Origin of the sequence: Lacibacter sp., from assembly GCF_035299325.1 — a bacterium.
GTDB lineage: Bacteria > Bacteroidota > Bacteroidia > Chitinophagales > Chitinophagaceae > Lacibacter.
Genome location: NZ_DATGWT010000004.1, coordinates 104,741 through 119,443 on the forward strand (window position 1 = coordinate 104,741; position 14,703 = coordinate 119,443).

General features: G+C 39.2%; 21 protein-coding genes. 4 read left to right on the forward strand and 17 right to left on the reverse strand.

Annotation, left to right across the window (positions count from 1 at the left end):
- Nucleotides 1-125: 125 nt before the first annotated feature.
- The 13 genes from VK159_RS02235 to VK159_RS02290 form a co-directional block, all read right to left on the reverse strand.
- Complete coding sequence (locus VK159_RS02235) at nt 126-716, reverse strand: hypothetical protein (RefSeq protein ID WP_324228511.1); 591 nt, start codon at nt 714-716, stop codon at nt 126-128.
- A gap of 220 nt (nt 717-936) precedes the next feature.
- The gene (locus VK159_RS02240) at nt 937-1,461 is read right to left on the reverse strand and encodes a hypothetical protein (protein ID WP_324228512.1); all 525 of its coding nucleotides are present in this window, start codon (nt 1,459-1,461) and stop codon (nt 937-939) included.
- A 225-nt stretch (nt 1,462-1,686) separates the two neighbouring features.
- Nucleotides 1,687-2,133, reverse strand: coding sequence for a hypothetical protein (locus tag VK159_RS02245; RefSeq protein WP_324228513.1), 447 nt, complete (start codon nt 2,131-2,133; stop codon nt 1,687-1,689).
- Nucleotides 2,134-2,350: 217 nt separating this feature from the next.
- The gene (locus tag VK159_RS02250; protein WP_324228514.1) at nt 2,351-2,707 is read right to left on the reverse strand and encodes a hypothetical protein; all 357 of its coding nucleotides are present in this window, start codon (nt 2,705-2,707) and stop codon (nt 2,351-2,353) included.
- A complete protein-coding gene (locus tag VK159_RS02255; RefSeq protein WP_324228515.1) occupies nt 2,700-2,963 on the reverse strand; it encodes a hypothetical protein in 264 nt (87 codons plus the stop codon). Before VK159_RS02255 ends, VK159_RS02250 begins: the two co-directional genes overlap by 8 nt.
- Before the next feature lie 256 nt (nt 2,964-3,219).
- Nucleotides 3,220-3,672 carry a hypothetical protein gene (locus tag VK159_RS02260; RefSeq protein ID WP_324228516.1) on the reverse strand — a complete coding sequence of 151 codons (453 nt, stop codon included), beginning with the start codon at nt 3,670-3,672 and terminating at the stop codon, nt 3,220-3,222.
- Between the two features lie 1,135 nt (nt 3,673-4,807).
- On the reverse strand, nt 4,808-5,023 hold the full coding sequence (locus tag VK159_RS02265) for a GDCCVxC domain-containing (seleno)protein (protein ID WP_276505010.1): 216 nt from the start codon (nt 5,021-5,023) through the stop codon (nt 4,808-4,810).
- A complete protein-coding gene (gene merTP / locus VK159_RS02270; RefSeq protein WP_324228517.1) occupies nt 5,023-5,640 on the reverse strand; it encodes a mercuric transport protein MerTP in 618 nt (205 codons plus the stop codon). The genes VK159_RS02265 and merTP overlap by 1 nt, the downstream gene beginning before the upstream one ends.
- Nucleotides 5,637-6,008: an ArsR/SmtB family transcription factor gene (locus VK159_RS02275; protein WP_187256061.1), complete on the reverse strand. Its 372-nt coding sequence runs from the start codon at nt 6,006-6,008 to the stop codon at nt 5,637-5,639. The genes merTP and VK159_RS02275 overlap by 4 nt, the downstream gene beginning before the upstream one ends.
- Nucleotides 6,009-6,269: 261 nt before the next feature.
- Nucleotides 6,270-6,908: a tyrosine-type recombinase/integrase gene (locus VK159_RS02280; protein WP_324228518.1), complete on the reverse strand. Its 639-nt coding sequence runs from the start codon at nt 6,906-6,908 to the stop codon at nt 6,270-6,272.
- The gene (locus VK159_RS23635) at nt 6,905-7,168 is read right to left on the reverse strand and encodes a GIY-YIG nuclease family protein (protein ID WP_414672812.1); all 264 of its coding nucleotides are present in this window, start codon (nt 7,166-7,168) and stop codon (nt 6,905-6,907) included. The genes VK159_RS02280 and VK159_RS23635 overlap by 4 nt, the downstream gene beginning before the upstream one ends.
- A 4-nt stretch (nt 7,169-7,172) precedes the next feature.
- Nucleotides 7,173-7,667 carry a phage integrase N-terminal SAM-like domain-containing protein gene (locus VK159_RS02285; RefSeq protein ID WP_324228519.1) on the reverse strand — a complete coding sequence of 165 codons (495 nt, stop codon included), beginning with the start codon at nt 7,665-7,667 and terminating at the stop codon, nt 7,173-7,175.
- A gap of 115 nt (nt 7,668-7,782) precedes the next feature.
- Nucleotides 7,783-8,184, reverse strand: a complete 402-nt coding sequence (locus VK159_RS02290; protein ID WP_324228520.1) for a helix-turn-helix transcriptional regulator — start codon at nt 8,182-8,184, stop codon at nt 7,783-7,785.
- 51 nt (nt 8,185-8,235) lie between these two features.
- On the opposite strand from VK159_RS02290, the gene VK159_RS02295 reads away from it, so the two are divergent.
- Nucleotides 8,236-8,358: a hypothetical protein gene (locus tag VK159_RS02295; protein ID WP_324228521.1), complete on the forward strand. Its 123-nt coding sequence runs from the start codon at nt 8,236-8,238 to the stop codon at nt 8,356-8,358.
- Nucleotides 8,359-8,362: 4 nt separating this feature from the next.
- On the opposite strand, the gene VK159_RS02300 is transcribed toward VK159_RS02295, so the two are convergent.
- The 3 genes from VK159_RS02300 to VK159_RS02310 all read right to left on the reverse strand — a co-directional run bounded on the left by VK159_RS02300 (nt 8,363) and on the right by VK159_RS02310 (nt 11,053).
- A complete protein-coding gene (locus VK159_RS02300) occupies nt 8,363-8,659 on the reverse strand; it encodes a hypothetical protein (RefSeq protein ID WP_324228522.1) in 297 nt (98 codons plus the stop codon).
- Nucleotides 8,660-8,910: 251 nt separating this feature from the next.
- Entirely contained in the window at nt 8,911-10,437 is a 1,527-nt protein-coding gene (locus tag VK159_RS02305) for a flotillin family protein (protein ID WP_324228523.1), read from the reverse strand.
- A gap of 22 nt (nt 10,438-10,459) precedes the next feature.
- Nucleotides 10,460-11,053, reverse strand: coding sequence for a hypothetical protein (locus VK159_RS02310; RefSeq protein ID WP_324228524.1), 594 nt, complete (start codon nt 11,051-11,053; stop codon nt 10,460-10,462).
- 104 nt (nt 11,054-11,157) lie between these two features.
- On the opposite strand from VK159_RS02310, the gene VK159_RS02315 reads away from it, so the two are divergent.
- From VK159_RS02315 to VK159_RS02325, 3 genes are read left to right on the forward strand one after another with little or no spacing between them, the layout of a single operon-like run.
- Entirely contained in the window at nt 11,158-11,304 is a 147-nt protein-coding gene (locus tag VK159_RS02315; RefSeq protein ID WP_324228525.1) for a hypothetical protein, read from the forward strand.
- Complete coding sequence (locus VK159_RS02320) at nt 11,301-11,813, forward strand: YkgJ family cysteine cluster protein (protein ID WP_324228526.1); 513 nt, start codon at nt 11,301-11,303, stop codon at nt 11,811-11,813. Before VK159_RS02315 ends, VK159_RS02320 begins: the two co-directional genes overlap by 4 nt.
- Before the next feature lie 54 nt (nt 11,814-11,867).
- Entirely contained in the window at nt 11,868-13,610 is a 1,743-nt protein-coding gene (locus VK159_RS02325; protein ID WP_324228527.1) for a hypothetical protein, read from the forward strand.
- On the opposite strand, the gene VK159_RS02330 is transcribed toward VK159_RS02325, so the two are convergent.
- Nucleotides 13,607-14,659, reverse strand: coding sequence for a formimidoylglutamase (locus VK159_RS02330; RefSeq protein WP_324228528.1), 1,053 nt, complete (start codon nt 14,657-14,659; stop codon nt 13,607-13,609). The two genes, VK159_RS02325 and VK159_RS02330, sit on opposite strands and share 4 nt — an antisense overlap.
- Nucleotides 14,660-14,703 lie beyond the last annotated feature (44 nt).

Below are 14,703 nucleotides of genomic sequence, written 5' to 3' on the forward strand. Positions count from 1 at the left end.
TAAAATTTTATTCAAAAGCTTAATAGATAAATGTCAGCCGGTACAAAAGCTAAATAGAATTAAGGTGCTGAACGACGCTTTGCGTCGCCCCCGCTGACGCAAAACTGAATGTTGTACGAATGGTGTCACTCTGCTGTTAGAAAAAAAGCAATGTAGGGTCTGTATTCAAAGTCCTTTTCTTCAAACTCAACTGTTTTATTAGTTTCATCGATATTTAAATAAAGCTCTGCATATTCGTCTTCTCCAGTACCTTCAAAAAAGATTTTAATATAACTTATAGTCTCAAGCCTTTTTGCCCCGTTACCTTTAAAAGTGAGGTCATTTAGTCCAGTATAGTTGCATGTAATTTTATTCGTAAACTTTAAATTGCTTTGCAAATTGAGGCCATAGATTGAGTAAAGTGTTTGTAGAAAATTGTCACTGGTGTCACCAAGTGTCCTGAAAATTACTCCAGCGCCAAATTTATCTATATTGATAGGAATTTCTAATTCAAACCCAACTGGCAGTCCATTGTCAACTGAACAAACTTTATAAACATATGCCGTGTCGTTGATTGATTTGTTAACTATTTGGAGCTTAAAATTTCCACCCCAATCCGTCTGTTTGTCAATAATTATTGTTTGCAAAGTGTCAATGTTTGCTTGATTTCGTGTACTTTCTTTGCAATTAGTAAAGAAAATTGTCAGAAGTATTGTGCCTCTAAGAAGTTTAGTCATGGTTGAGTGTCGAAAGTTGCGTACAACGTTGACGGCTTGCTGCTGTGCTGGCATTTTATAATGTCCAGACTGGAGCCGCAGCCGATTGAAAAACTGATGATGAAGATAACAACAAAAGCTGGTAGAATTCCGTCAGCTGGATATGGGCTGATAGCAATATGAAGCTGAGAGTATATTCGTCAGCCAGCATAGCAGCAAACCGAATGTTATAGGCATACCGCTACTTGTCGAACATTGAGCCATCTTTTATTTGATGCGAAAAATTATACTTAATCAACAGTGCATTTAAAAATTGTCGGAAAGATTTGCTCATGCCGTCGCCGAGATAATAAGGTTTGTCACCTTGCCCTTGTTTGTCTTGATGTTGTGCAGGAATGTCAATGTCTGAACGGAGAGCATTGCAGTCCATGCAAACTAAAATGTGTCTTACGATTTTACCTTTTAGATAATAAACTATTCCTAGGTGTGGGTCAAAGCACATGGCAGTAACTTGTCCATAAGATTTTTTGTCACCAACTTTTTTGTTGAAAGTATTTATTGTCGCTGTGTCAACCTGAATTTGCTTTTTGATTTTTACCGTGGTTATTAATTGCCCTTTTTTGTCAACCAAAGAAGGGTCTTCACCAAGTGGTTGATAGTCGTACATTATCACTTTGTCGAACTTAAGAGATAGAAAAGGATTTTTTGTCTGTCCGTTTGAGGAAAGAGCAAGTGTCAACAATAAAAGTAATGAGATGATACGCATAGTGTGTCCAATTGCGGTTGCCTATAACGAGCAGGTATTGCCGATGGTGGGGAATTTTATATTCGTCCGCCGGAACTGCAGCTTGGCTTTTGATAAAGTTAAATATTAAGAACTAAAGCTGGGCTCTATTCGTCGAGCCCGAACCGCAGCACAGCAGAATTACCGCTGCTGATTGCTCCAATGTCAAGCCCCATTATTGGCAATACCAATGTTGGCTGCAGGCCTTCAAGTCTTTTCTTTCAAAATAATTGCGACAAGAATAGGCCAACTTAATTCTGTCACTATTACAACAAATGATAAAAGATAATCAATCCAATTTTTTTTCTCGGTGTAAAAGTACCGTCCCCCTCGCCAAGTTGCTCTAAATTCTCGTCCGCTTAATTTCCATGAAAGTAGTCCAGCAAAATTAAAAACTATAATAGCTACAATTGGTAATGTCAAAAAGCCATAATTCAAATTTGAAAATTGTCCACGATTTGAAAAAAGCAAATAACCTAAAAAAATAAGTGTAGCGATTCCGATATTCAATAACTGATATCGTCTAACAAGTCCGTGGTCAATCAAATAAATAAGCAGTCCACTAAAAGCATAGCTATAAATTAAAATGGTAATGTCTAAAGCTGTCATTCGTAATTTTCTTGATATATAGGGTGTGTCTGTGCTTGCTGCCAACGTCAAGGGCTTTATGCAGGTGGGCAATGTTGTTCCGTTGAGCCCGGCCTACTGAAGCCGAATAAAGTTACTAAAGTTGAAAATACATATATCGACGCAGCGAAGCAAGTCGAGCCGGATATGAAGCTGGGATATGCACTGAAGATGAATGACGCATTCCGTCTGGCCCACTTGCATAAAACCTGCTGTTGTATGCAGACATTCTTTGTCAAACCGATTACTTTTTCCATTCTTTAACTTCAAAAGACTTTACAGTCGAGTCTTGGTCAAAATGCAATAGTAGAGTTTGGGTATAAATTGGGTCAATGTCGCTACCATAGTCTTCGTCAATTTTATATCCAATGTTCATTGTACTGTCTAAGGAATGTTGAGGTTGTCCGAGTAATGAAACTATGTCCTGATAACTTTTTCCTTTCAGAGGAATGTTCTTTGATAAGTCGTCAACCATTGATTTTCTATTTGGGAAAGTCATTAAGTCCGCAACCTCTGCCCATTTTTCTTTGTCAAATTTTTTCTGGGTCTGGCAAGAATAAAGTGTCACTGCGAATAAAGCTGAAATAAAATACTTAGTCATTTGCTTTTTGTCTTTTTAGGTTTGAAAATAAACGTTCGGCCAAAAAAGCATAAAAGACTGTGTTCAATAATAGTCCTGAATAAAAAGTCGCTGCAGTCCGATTGAAAAAGTCCCAAAACAAAGCATGTGTCGGAAAACGAAATACTTTAAAAAGAGAAGCAAGGATAGAGCTGTTAATTGTTCCTTCGTCGTATGCCCAAGCACCAAAGAATGATACAATAGTCAACAGACCAATTGCAAAAAAAGAAATTGTCAACGCTGCACAATTTATAGGGTGTCTTAGCATTTTGAGGTGTCGATATGTTTGCATACAACGAGCAGGGCTTTATGCAGGTTGGGAATTAGTATTCCGTCTGCTGATAACCGCTGCTGATTGAAAATATATTGTTGAATTTAAGAACTTAAGTTGAAAGTTGTTTGTCCAGCCCGAACCACAGCATGGATTTGCAATTTGCTGATGTTTGCTGGTCATGCCCGACTTGCATAAAACCCAATGTTATATGCTGGCCAATTTAGAGATAACGTAAATTAAACTCAAAGCCTGTATCTCTATATTGTTTTAAAAGCTCATTCTTAAATGACTTCGCTTCCGCCGCACTAAGTGTCGGATATATACAGCGAAAAAAAGCAATGTTAACTGGAACTGGCTCAACAACACAACCGCTATGAACATTGTAGGTTTGATTGTCATTTAAATGCTTTTTAAATATTTCTATAAGCCCGATATAATTTTTATCTCTTAATGCTTGGAATGACAGGGATCTCACTAAGGCATTTCCATGCTCTGTTAATTTTACCAATTGGTTAGTGTCTGCCCATTTTTTCAAAATGCTCAAGTAATCAGGTTGCGTTGATTCTCTTCCTTCGATTCCGATATGCTTCGATTCCAAATTTTGTAAAGCTGATATGTCAGAAACTAAATTGTTCAGTGCGATTTTGTCACGGATAGAATCAGGCTGATTCATGAAGTTGTCTGATACTTCCAAGTCGTCTACGATTGAATGCTCCTTTGTCAATTTTACTTTATCATAGAGAAAGTATAGGCAAATGCCTACAATTAGTAATAGAGCTATATTTCGAAGAGTGTTCATGGCTTGCATATAACGAGCAGGGCTTTATGCAGGTTGGGAATTAGGATTCCGCCTGCCGACAACCGCTGCTGATTGAAAATATAAAGATGAATTTAAGTACTAAAATTGAAAGTTGTTTGTCCAGCCCGAACCACAGTTTGGATTTGCAATTCGCTGAGGTTACATTATAAAGCCCTACTTGCATAAAACCCAATGTTGTGCGTTCGCTTTATTCGTTAAGTATTGTTATTCGATTGCAACCACTGCACCACCAAAATTTCTTTAAAGTGTCCTCCAATTTGCTCTCTGTCTTTTTGTGACAATTAGAACATTCTCTTTCTAATGATTCATCTTCAAAAGCAGTGTATCCGCATTCATAACAACTCCATCTTATCAACGGCGATTCTTCTTCGCCAATGCTCCATGTAAAGGAATCTAGCTTGCAACTTGGACAGATTTGTGTCGCCATAATAGTCTTACCGTTGATTTACTTTTTTTTGTTCAAAAACAAAATACCTATTTGAACTAGTCCTAATGCCACAATTATCCAAAGTCGTTTTGTAGCATGTGTAGAATTTGCTTTTGTATTGTTCCTTATTATGTCAATGTTTGTCTTTGCAATAGATTTTAGAGAATCAATATTCTGAAGACGGTCGACTTCCATTTTCTTCATATTGGTTAGTCCATTATTTTTTGTCGCAGCTATGTCGAGTTGGAAAGAGCTGTCAATAAACATCCAAACCAGTAGACCCAAGGAAAGTAAGACTAAAATGTTCCTAATTGTCATATTAGATGTTATGAAATAAGGGTTGTCTAAAGTGACGCACAACGTTGGGGCTTGCTGCTGTGCTGGTATTTTATAATGTCCAGCCCGGAGCCGCAGCCGATTGAAAAACTGATGATGAAGATAACAACAAAAGCTGATAGAATTCCGTCGGCTGGATATGGGCTGATAGCGATATGAAGATGAGTTTATATTCGTCAGCCAGCATAGCAGCAAACCTCGCTGTTAGCTGCATACCCTTCGTCACTACGAACAGCAGGATGTTCCCAATTGCATTGGTGGACATTTTACTGTCCCGTAACTACAATAAACACAACAGTCACCTTCTTTTGGTTTAAGTCGTGTCTTGCAATTTGAACACTCATAAAAATATTGGCAAGCATCTGTTGGCATTGTTTCTTCTTGTCTGTGTCCACAAACAGGGCAAGTAATAACAGATTGAAGTATGATAGTTTTTTCCATTAGTTGTTGATTACTGATTGAGAAGTTACTTTATAGCCAGTTTTATTAATGACGGATACAAGGCTGTCAACGGAAGTTTTACTGTTGTCAAACTTAACAAGGCTGCTGCCTTTTTCATAAGAAGTATTGAACTCAATCACTCCCGATGTTTTTGAAAGTTCGCTGTTTATATGTTCTGTACAGCCTTCGCAGGTCATACCTTTTATTTTAAATTCTGCAGTCTGTATATTGCTTTTATCAACAATAATAACTTTTGCTTCCTGAGGCTTTGGATAAAATATTTTTGCGTAATAAGGAAATGCAATTAACAATCCTGCAACTACTGTAACGATAGCTAAAAATGCTTTTGATTGCCAAAATGATTTTTTATTGTCTGCCTCACAGTCGCAGTCAATTTGTTTTTGCGGTTTGAGTTTTTGATACCAGGCAAATGCAAAAACTGCAATTGTCAAACCGATTAAATATGGACGATACGGTTCAATCCACGAAAACGAGGAAGCAAGTCCACTTGTACCACCTAAGAAAGCCAAAACTGGTGTTATGCAACAAAGGGAAGCCGCAACTGCTGTCAACAGACCTGCAACCCAACCTTTACTATTTTTTGTTGTCGTTGTCATACTGTCGCCAAATTTTGTTGATTAATAAATTTAAAAAACGGTCTTAAAGTTTTTAGATGTTCGCTGCGTAAAGAATAGAAAATAGTTTGCCCTGCTTTTCTGGCTTCAATGATGTTACCGTCTTTTAGTTTGCGAAGATGTTGAGAAATGGCAGGAATACTCATTCCCAAAATATCGCTAAGGTCGCAAGGGCAAAGTTCATTTTCCTCTTCAAGCAGAAACAGTATTTTCAGTCGCACTTCGTTGCCTGCTAAAGCAAGAACCTGTCCCAACTGCAAAAATGATTTTGAGTTAGACTTTAATTTTTCTCGGCAGCTTTTAATTTGTTCTATGTCTGCCTGTAACCTTATGCAAGTGTCGTTTGCCATTGTCAAATTTGTTTGTCGGGTCAAATGTAGCAAAGATTACTTATTTAAGCAAATACTTAAATACAAAGACATCAGCAACGTTACAAGATGGTTTTGAAGTGTCGCAAAAAATGTCCGATTGAGTTAACGGGAAGTGTCCTACAGGGTTGCAGCTAACACGCTAATATACGCAACTCCTTCCAAAAACAATTTTTCCAACTCTTTGATTTTCATCGTTTGCTATATGCGTTTTTCAGATTGTTGGGTTGCACAATTGCCCGCCTATAAAAGCCCCTTTTCAAATAAATCATCAAGGGGGCTTGCAATATTCACCAATTGCTTTCTTGCCACATGCACATAGCGCTCGGTGGTGCGGATATCGAAATGCCCTAAAATATCCTTGATGTATTTGATGTCAACTCCTTTCTCTAATAAATGTGTTGCAAAACTGTGTCGTAAACCATGAAACGTTACATGCTTTGGTATATTGGCTCGTTTTTTTGCGTCAATGAATATTTGCTGAGCACTTCTGGTGCTGTAAGCTGTCCCTTGAATTTGTCCTTCAAATAAATAAACTTTCGGACGGGGTGCCTGTTGTTTTAAATAGTTTCTGAGTATATCCAGCAACACAGGGCTGAGATTCACATACCTGTCTTTTTTTCCTTTTGCCTGTTCAATATAAATGGTCATCCTGGTTGAATCAATATCTTTTTGCTTCAGGTTTACCACTTCGCTTACTCGTAACCCCGCACTGTAAGCTGTAAAAACAATGGCCTTGTGTTTCAGATTCGTAATTGCTTTAAATAACCGTCCGATTTCTGTTTCGCTCAATACTTTGGGTAGTTGTAATTGTTTTTTTGAACGTGGGATCTCCCAGAAAAACTTTTCCCGCTTCAACACCTGTTCAAAATAAAACTTCACCCCGTAGGATTAAAAAAAATCCGCAATCTGTTTTTTAAATATATTTTTCCATTACCCGATTTTAAATACTTTTCTCTGCGTGTTGCATCTTGTTGATTTCTGCAGCCTTCAAAATAAATTAATTGCAAGGGTCTTCTATTCTTTGTTGAAGTTACTTTGCCTTGATTATGTAATTCGAGTCTAATTTTCAGATCAGAAGTATATCCTGTGTAGAAAAGATTGTCTTTTTCACTTAACAAAACATATACATAGTAATACATAGAATTATTTTTTTAATCCAACGGGGTAAAGTGCATTTAATCTGCTATGCAATGTATTTTCACTCAGCTGCAACTTAACTGCACAATACAACATATAACGTTTCAAATGTTCGGATGTTAAGTCCTGTACATTCCTGTCGCCAAGTAATTGCAGTAACTGCATAAATTCATTGCGGTAGGTTTGTAATGTACTGCTGCTGTATTTTTTTAAGGCCAGTTGCTCGAGGCAGCGTAATAATTCTGTTTTGTTGTTTGCTGATAGCCGGATGGACGATGTTTGTACTTTCTGATGCTGTATGCTTAATGCAGTTGCAGGTGCAAGTCCGCATTTTTTACGGTTCTCTTCCGTATCGGGTATATGCCATCCTTTGAGGGTATTACTCCAGCGGGCATCGGGTACTTTTTTAACACGCTCGTTCCAGGTTTTGTTATGTGCAAACTGCACAAGTATGCGGGGTTTGTTGCGGTGTATTATAAGTTGGTAGGCGATGGTTGCCATAATAGCAGGTGTTTACACTGCACAACTAATATCTTAATTCTTTTGCAGAAAAGAAACCCGGTAAACAAAAAAAGTCCGCCGTTGTTAACGGCGGACGTTCAATCTTTTTCTTTTTTTATTTACTAAGCATTTTTTCAAGCAATGCAACCTTCTCTTTTTCTGCAGCAAGTAAGCGTTCATAAAGATTCTTATTCTCTTCTAGTGCTTCAACATATTTCTCTAATGGGTTAAACGTCGGTGAATAGTTTATTAATCCATAGGTATTATGTAGCGTGCTAGAGATTATATTAATTGCAGCTTCTTCACTGAAATTTTTTATTGCGTCAACTGGCACTTTTAATGCCTTGGCAACCTCATCCAAAATGGCCGGCTCAATTTGCTCTTTTGCTTCAAGCAAAGAAATCTTCTTTTGGTTCCAGTCATCACCAAGTGCATGTGCCAATGCTTCCTGCTTTATACCAAGCATTTCACGAAAACGTTTTACATTTCTTCCTTCATGTATGGTCTTTTCTGTCATAACGCTAAAGTAATTATTTCTGCTTGTTTAAAAAATGGTATTTGCTTTTCCATGAACCATCAACAATCAACTATCAACCATCAACTATCAACCATGAACCATCAACCATCAACCATCAACCATGAACCATCAACTATCAACCATCAACTATCAACCATCAACCATCAACCATGAACCATCAACCATTCTTCCCCTTCAAAAACTCCTGTATCGCATATTGAAACACACTCTTCCCTTTCTTTACCTTTTTTGCATACTTCGCTCTTAACGCAGAATCATTATTGATCGATTTTGCATAAGCAACCGCTTCCGCAAAGCCGTTTCGTTGCGCTTTCTGCAGCTCACTCGGTACCACCTTGCTCATATCAGGGTAACGGGTCACCACTGTTTTCTTACCATATTGCTTAAATACAAGTTGTTTGCCGATCTGGCCTCTCAATCCTTTTGTAAGACTGTTATTGCTTGTTCTTGCCATAAATCCAGGTATTTGAATAAACAAGATAAACAATATAACACGCAAATGCAAGCATCCTTCGCTCATCCTTCGCTTTTTAAGCCACTGTTAAGCCTGTTTACAGGCTATATTCCCCCTGCTTAAAGCCCCTCAAACTACCTGAAGGCATTTTGCAGAAAGCTGGCAACCCTTATCCACAGCTTTTCCGGGATCAGCATAAAACAAAGAGGCTGCCTTTCCGGGCAGCCTCACTTACTATCAGCATCTTCTTTCTATTTGTCTTTTACTTCTTCAGCTTCGGTTACATTACCTTTTACTTTACCGAGGTATGTAGGCAAATCCATACCGGCCATATCAAAAATATCTTTCAATGGTGGTACTGATTTGTAAAGACCACTCATAAAGTTGGCAGTAGAACCTTTGCCATCAGCACCTTGTCCGCCACCGTCCCACACGGTTACTTTATCGATCTTGATATTCTTGATGGCTTCCGTTTGCAGTCTTACCAACTCCGGTAATTTATCAACGATCAATAACAGTACTGCATCTTTCGGATCATTACCTGCCGATTTCACAATGCGTTCCAAACCATCTGCCTGCTTGGTTAAAATTTCATACAAACCTCTTGCTTCCGCTTCCAGCTTTGCATAAATGGCATCAGCCTCACCTTTTGCTTTTTCACGCAACTGTTCAGCAGCAGCCTGTGCTTCAATAATGAGTTTTTGTTTCTGAATATCAGCTGCTACTACAATCGTTGCATTTTGTGAAGCACGGTCTCTTTCGGCACGTGCTTCTTCCGATTTCTTTTCAGCGAGGTAAGCTTCTTCCAATGCTTTTGCTGCCTGTACTTTTTCAGCAGCCATCGCTTTTTTCAACGCTTCTGCTTCACGTTCCCTTCTTAATGCATCTGAATTAGCGATCTCGATCTTTGATAAGTTTTCCCCTTGTACCGCAATTGCATTTGCTTCTGCTGTTTTTACACGGGTATCTCTTTCAGCTTCTGCTTTACCAATATTTTCATCTCTGTTGGCACCGGCAATTTGAATTTCTTTTTCTTTCACCGCCATCGCCACATTAATATCTCTGTCACGTTGTGTTTCGGCCACTTTAATATCACGTTCTTTTTCGGCCGTTGTTTTACCGATATCACCGGTACGCTCCTGCTCTGCCACACGGATCTTGGCTTCGTTGATAGCTTTTGCTGCAGCTTCTTTACCTAACGCATCAATATAACCGCTTTCATCTTTAATATCGGTTACGTTTACGTTGATCATTTTCAAACCGATCTTGTTCAACTCTGCTTCAACGTTACTGGCAATGTTGGCCAAAAATTTATCACGGTTGTTGTTGATCTCTTCAATATCCATCATCGCAACCACCAAACGCATCTGTCCGAGGATAATATCTTTTGCAAGATCATGTACAGAAGGACGTTGCATGCCCAGCAAACGTTCTGCTGCGTTTTGCATTACACTTGGTTCGGTGGAAATACCAACGGTGAAACGGGAAGGCACATCCACACGAATGTTTTGCTTACTCAATGCACTGGTAAGATTTACCTCAATGGAAATAGGTGTGAGATCAAGAAATGAATAGTCTTGAATGATGGGCCAGATAAAAGCTGCACCGCCATGAATACATTTTGCTGTACTCGAGCCTTCTGCATTTTTACCAACCTTACCATACACAACAAGAATACGATCCGATGGACAACGTTTGTAACGTCTGAACATCGAAAAAATAAGGATAAACACAAACAGGACTGCCCCTGCAACAACTAACAATAAATACTCAGCCATAAAATTCAGGTTAATTTATAGATCAGGAAAGAGATGATGTTACGATTAACACACTGTCGTTTACAACAGCAATTACTTTTACCAATTTACCGGTAGGAATTTGTTCTGCATCATCGGTAATAGCCTGCAGTTCGTGCAAGGAACCCTGCACTTTAATATGTACTTTACCAAAACCTCCACGGTTTGCGGGAATGAATAAATAAGTTTCTGCAATCAATCCAATCGCATTTTTTATTTGCAAAGTTCCGCTTTGCTTTAATCTGCTCATACTGCGAAACAGGAAAGCCATAATAAGAACAACAACAGAACCGGCTGCAAACGCAAGCGCAATGGTTAATCCTTTACCCAACCCACCGCTTATACCGGCAATACCCGTCCAGCCAAAAAACGTAAAGAAGGCGATCATGTTTTTAATAGTAAAGAATTGATAACCTACACCATGATCATCGCCCACAGCTTCATCTGCATCACCGGAGCTGGCATCGCCATCGCCACCTGCAAAAGAGATGACCAATTGAATAAGAAATAGGAGGGAAAACAAAAGTGCAAATGCCCAGAATGTTTTGGCAAACAAATCCATCCCTTGCCACCAGGAAGAAATATCAAGCAATACCATGTCGTGTTTTTTAGAAGTTGGAGTTCGAATATAAGAAATCTGGGGAAACAGATAAAGATAATCAACGGGAAAAGGTCCGGGGTTTTAAAAACCCCGGACCTTTATTGAAACTCTGCGCTTGTCCATCACTCATCATTCATTACTCATCACTCATCATTCATCACTCATCCCTCATCATTCATCACTCATCACTCATCATTCATCACTCATCACCTTTTAAAACCTACCTTTACCGCAAATCACTTCATTGACAATTCACACATCACTCCCCTTTATTGCAGAAGTTGCGGCTGAAAAGCAGGAAGAAAATCTCCGGTTTGTAAATTTCTTAAAAGAACGCAACAGCGAAGAAGTTGATGAAGAAGTGCAACGCCTTAACCAAACGATAGAACCAAAGATCGATTGCACAAGCTGCGGCAACTGCTGCAAAAGTTTAATGGTGAATATTACCGCCGAAGAAGCCGACAGGGCTGCGGCACGTTTACAAATTACACGTGAAGTATTTGATGAACAATATGTGGAGAAAGGAAGTCATGAACTCATGATCATGAATAAAATGCCTTGTCATTTTCTTGCGAACAACGCCTGCACTATTTATGATGTGCGATTTGCAGGTTGCAGAGAGTTCCCCGCTTTACACCTGCCCCAGTTTACGCAACGGCTATTTTCTGTAATGATGCATTACGAACGCTGCCCTATTATTTTCAATGTAATGGAAGAGTTGAAAACCACAACCGGTTTTCAACAAAATGCTTCCTGATCTCTTGCAGCTATGCATCATTTATTGTAACTTTTTCGCTTTAAATTACTTTACATGAAACTCAAGCTGCTTTTACTTGCATTACCTGCTTTTGTTACTGCATTGCTTGCTGTGCAGTTTACTGATCGCTATCAAACTGCAAAAGAAATAGCAAAGCTGAAAAAATATAAACTGGAGAATTCTATTCGTTGCAGTCCTGATTGGGATGCATTAAAAGATGTATTGGACGAAGTGGATATTCCACCAATTCCCGGTGCCGGTTCTTACAAATGGAAGATCACAACTGCAAACGATAGTGCCCAGTTTTATTTCAACCAGGGAATTAATATGTACTACGGCTTTCATATTATTGAAGCCATGGCATCGTTTAAAAAAGCAGAGAAGTTCGATCCAGATGCAGCCATGATTCATTGGGCAAAAGCACTGGCATACGGACCCAACATTAATGATCTTGGTTATGCTGCTTCACCCGATGCTCTGACTGCTATTCAAAAAGCAACAGAACTTTCCGGCAATTGTACGGCTGTTGAAAAAGGATTGATCCTTGCACAAGCTGTTCGCTATTCAGCTGACAGCACGCAAACAAGAGAGCACCTTAATCAACTGTATGCAGATAATATGCAAAAGCTGTATGAACAGTTTTCAACCACAGCAGATGTTGCTGCTTTATATGCCGATGCTTTGATGCTGCAACATCCCTGGGATCTTTGGTACAGTAATGGTAAACCAAAAGAATGGACACCACGCATCAGAACCGTACTTGAAAAATTATTAGCTACTGCTCCACTTCATCCCGGTGCCAATCATTATTACATACATGTGATGGAACCTTCGCCTTATGCATCGCTTGCTACAGCAAGTGCCGACAGATTGGGAAGTCTCACACCGGCTTTATCGCACATGGTACATATGCCTTCGCATATTTATTTACGCACGGGTAATTACAGTAAAGGAGCTGCAGTAAATGAAGAAGCAGTAAAGAGTTATAAAAATGTGTTACAACTGTTTGCTCCTGCCGCCGGTGCAGATTTTTTGTATGTGATTCATAACCTGCATATGCAAACCAATCATGCCATCATGAGTGGTAATAAGAAGTATGCCATTGAAAGTGCAAAGCAAACTGCAGCCAGCATACCAGCCGATTATTTATTGATGGAAGGAGCACTCGGCAATTACCTTCAATACATTTACTATACAAATATTTTGGTTGATGTTCGCTATGCACGTTGGGATGCTTTATTAGCAATGACACAACCACCGGCAAAACAGGTTTACTCAAATGTGCTGTATCATTTTGGAAAAGGAATAGCCTATGCACATCAACAAAAACTAGCTGATGCAAAGAAAGAATACGGTTATTTAAGCGATCTCTTAAAAGACAGTACACTTTCATTACCTTTTGCACCTTTCTCTCCGTCCATTGATGGTGCTACTGTTGCGGCCAATTTACTTGCCGGCACAATTGCACTTGCACAAAAGAATAATAAAGCTGCCATTGAAAACTTCAGCAAAGCAGTTGCAACAGAAGAACAAATGGTGTATAACGAACCAAGAGATTGGTTACTCAACCCAAAACATTACTTAGGTAACGCTTACCTGCAACAGAAAGATTGGAAAAAAGCAGAGGAAGTTTTGCTCAGCGATCTGAAGAATAACAACAATAACATCTGGGCTATGACGGGCTTACACTTGGCTTATCTTCAACAGGCAAAACTAAAAGAAATAGCTGCATTGCAGCCGCAACTGAAATCAGCCATTGCCAATGCCGATATAAAAATTAATGCCCCTGTGCTTTAAGGAGCAAGACCTGCTTTTACAAAATCGCTCACCAGGTAACTGATGAGTTTTCCTGTGCCTTCACTTTTACGTCCATCACTTAAAAAGCTGGCCCCTTCGCAAATGTGGAGGTAGGCAGCTTTTGCATCAGTGGCTGCAAAATTGATGTATTGTCTTGCATGCAGCTTCCCAATACCAGTTGGCGTAAACGCACTGCTGAGTGTATGCTCAATAGAATCAAGATCAAGTTCCAGACCTGTATACGTATCTTCAGTAAAGCCGGTAGCATGTGCTACTGCCTGTATGAAATTCCTTTTTTCATGGATGAAAATATCTTCGTAGGTAATCAGATCGAAGAAAGGATTGTTCACAATATCAATCCATACATTCTGCGGAATATAATTTTCATGCACGCCGATTACACAATACTTCTGCAGGTAACCATCTTCTTCTGCATAGCGAAAAGCATTACCACTGTGCCGTCCTTCAACCGGACGATAATCAGTATGCGCATCAAGATTAATACAGTTGATCTGTGCCAGTTGAACCTTACCTGCTTTGTGTAACCCTTTTGCTGTGCCTTTAATAAGCGGATACGCATTGTTATGACCACCTCCAATAACTATCGGGATCTTTCCATATGTTGTGATCAACTTTGCCAGCGATTCAACCTCTTCATCTATTGAATGTACAGCATGACGGTAGGCATCCAGTTTTTCTTCATGGCCATGCGCATTTTCTTCAATCACCGATTCAACATGTGAAAAATCAAAATGACCGAGCAACAGAATTTCATCGCCCTGTAAAAAATCATTGCTTTGAATATTGAGGAAAGCGGTGAGAAAAGGGAACCATGCAGTATCGGCTCCACCCAGACCTTCATTTGCTTTTACACCAATATCTTCCGGTATACCAAACAATGCAAACTTCGCTGTTGATTCCTGCAATACTTTCTCGAACTGTTCACGGCTGTGCGGCAACTGTACCCGTTCTCCTACCTTGGTTTCAAAACGACGGATCTTTGTTAATGTGAGTACATCTTCCTTGTTGTAAAAACGAAATGACTGCATATGGCTGATTTGATTGGTATTGAAAGATAACTTATTTCAGCACA

Bases quoted from the DNA above. Each gene is read 5' to 3' on its own strand.
- VK159_RS02235 (WP_324228511.1), bottom strand. From the start codon at position 716: ATGACTAAACTTCTTAGAGGCACAATACTTCTGACAATTTTCTTTACT.
- VK159_RS02240 (WP_324228512.1), bottom strand. From the start codon at position 1,461: ATGCGTATCATCTCATTACTTTTATTGTTGACACTTGCTCTTTCCTCA.
- VK159_RS02250 (WP_324228514.1), bottom strand. From the start codon at position 2,707: ATGACTAAGTATTTTATTTCAGCTTTATTCGCAGTGACACTTTATTCT.
- VK159_RS02260 (WP_324228516.1), bottom strand. From the start codon at position 3,672: ATGAATCAGCCTGATTCTATCCGTGACAAAATCGCACTGAACAATTTA.
- VK159_RS02265 (WP_276505010.1), bottom strand. From the start codon at position 5,023: ATGGAAAAAACTATCATACTTCAATCTGTTATTACTTGCCCTGTTTGT.
- merTP (WP_324228517.1), bottom strand. From the start codon at position 5,640: ATGACAACGACAACAAAAAATAGTAAAGGTTGGGTTGCAGGTCTGTTG.
- VK159_RS02275 (WP_187256061.1), bottom strand. From the start codon at position 6,008: ATGGCAAACGACACTTGCATAAGGTTACAGGCAGACATAGAACAAATT.
- VK159_RS23635 (WP_414672812.1), bottom strand. From the start codon at position 7,168: ATGTATTACTATGTATATGTTTTGTTAAGTGAAAAAGACAATCTTTTC.
- VK159_RS02285 (WP_324228519.1), bottom strand. From the start codon at position 7,667: ATGGCAACCATCGCCTACCAACTTATAATACACCGCAACAAACCCCGC.
- VK159_RS02290 (WP_324228520.1), bottom strand. From the start codon at position 8,184: ATGACAGAAAAGACCATACATGAAGGAAGAAATGTAAAACGTTTTCGT.
- VK159_RS02295 (WP_324228521.1), top strand. From the start codon at position 8,236: ATGAACCATCAACAATCAACTATCAACCATCAACTATCAACCATGAAC.
- VK159_RS02300 (WP_324228522.1), bottom strand. From the start codon at position 8,659: ATGGCAAGAACAAGCAATAACAGTCTTACAAAAGGATTGAGAGGCCAG.
- VK159_RS02305 (WP_324228523.1), bottom strand. From the start codon at position 10,437: ATGGCTGAGTATTTATTGTTAGTTGTTGCAGGGGCAGTCCTGTTTGTG.
- VK159_RS02310 (WP_324228524.1), bottom strand. From the start codon at position 11,053: ATGGTATTGCTTGATATTTCTTCCTGGTGGCAAGGGATGGATTTGTTT.
- VK159_RS02325 (WP_324228527.1), top strand. From the start codon at position 11,868: ATGAAACTCAAGCTGCTTTTACTTGCATTACCTGCTTTTGTTACTGCA.
- VK159_RS02330 (WP_324228528.1), bottom strand. From the start codon at position 14,659: ATGCAGTCATTTCGTTTTTACAACAAGGAAGATGTACTCACATTAACA.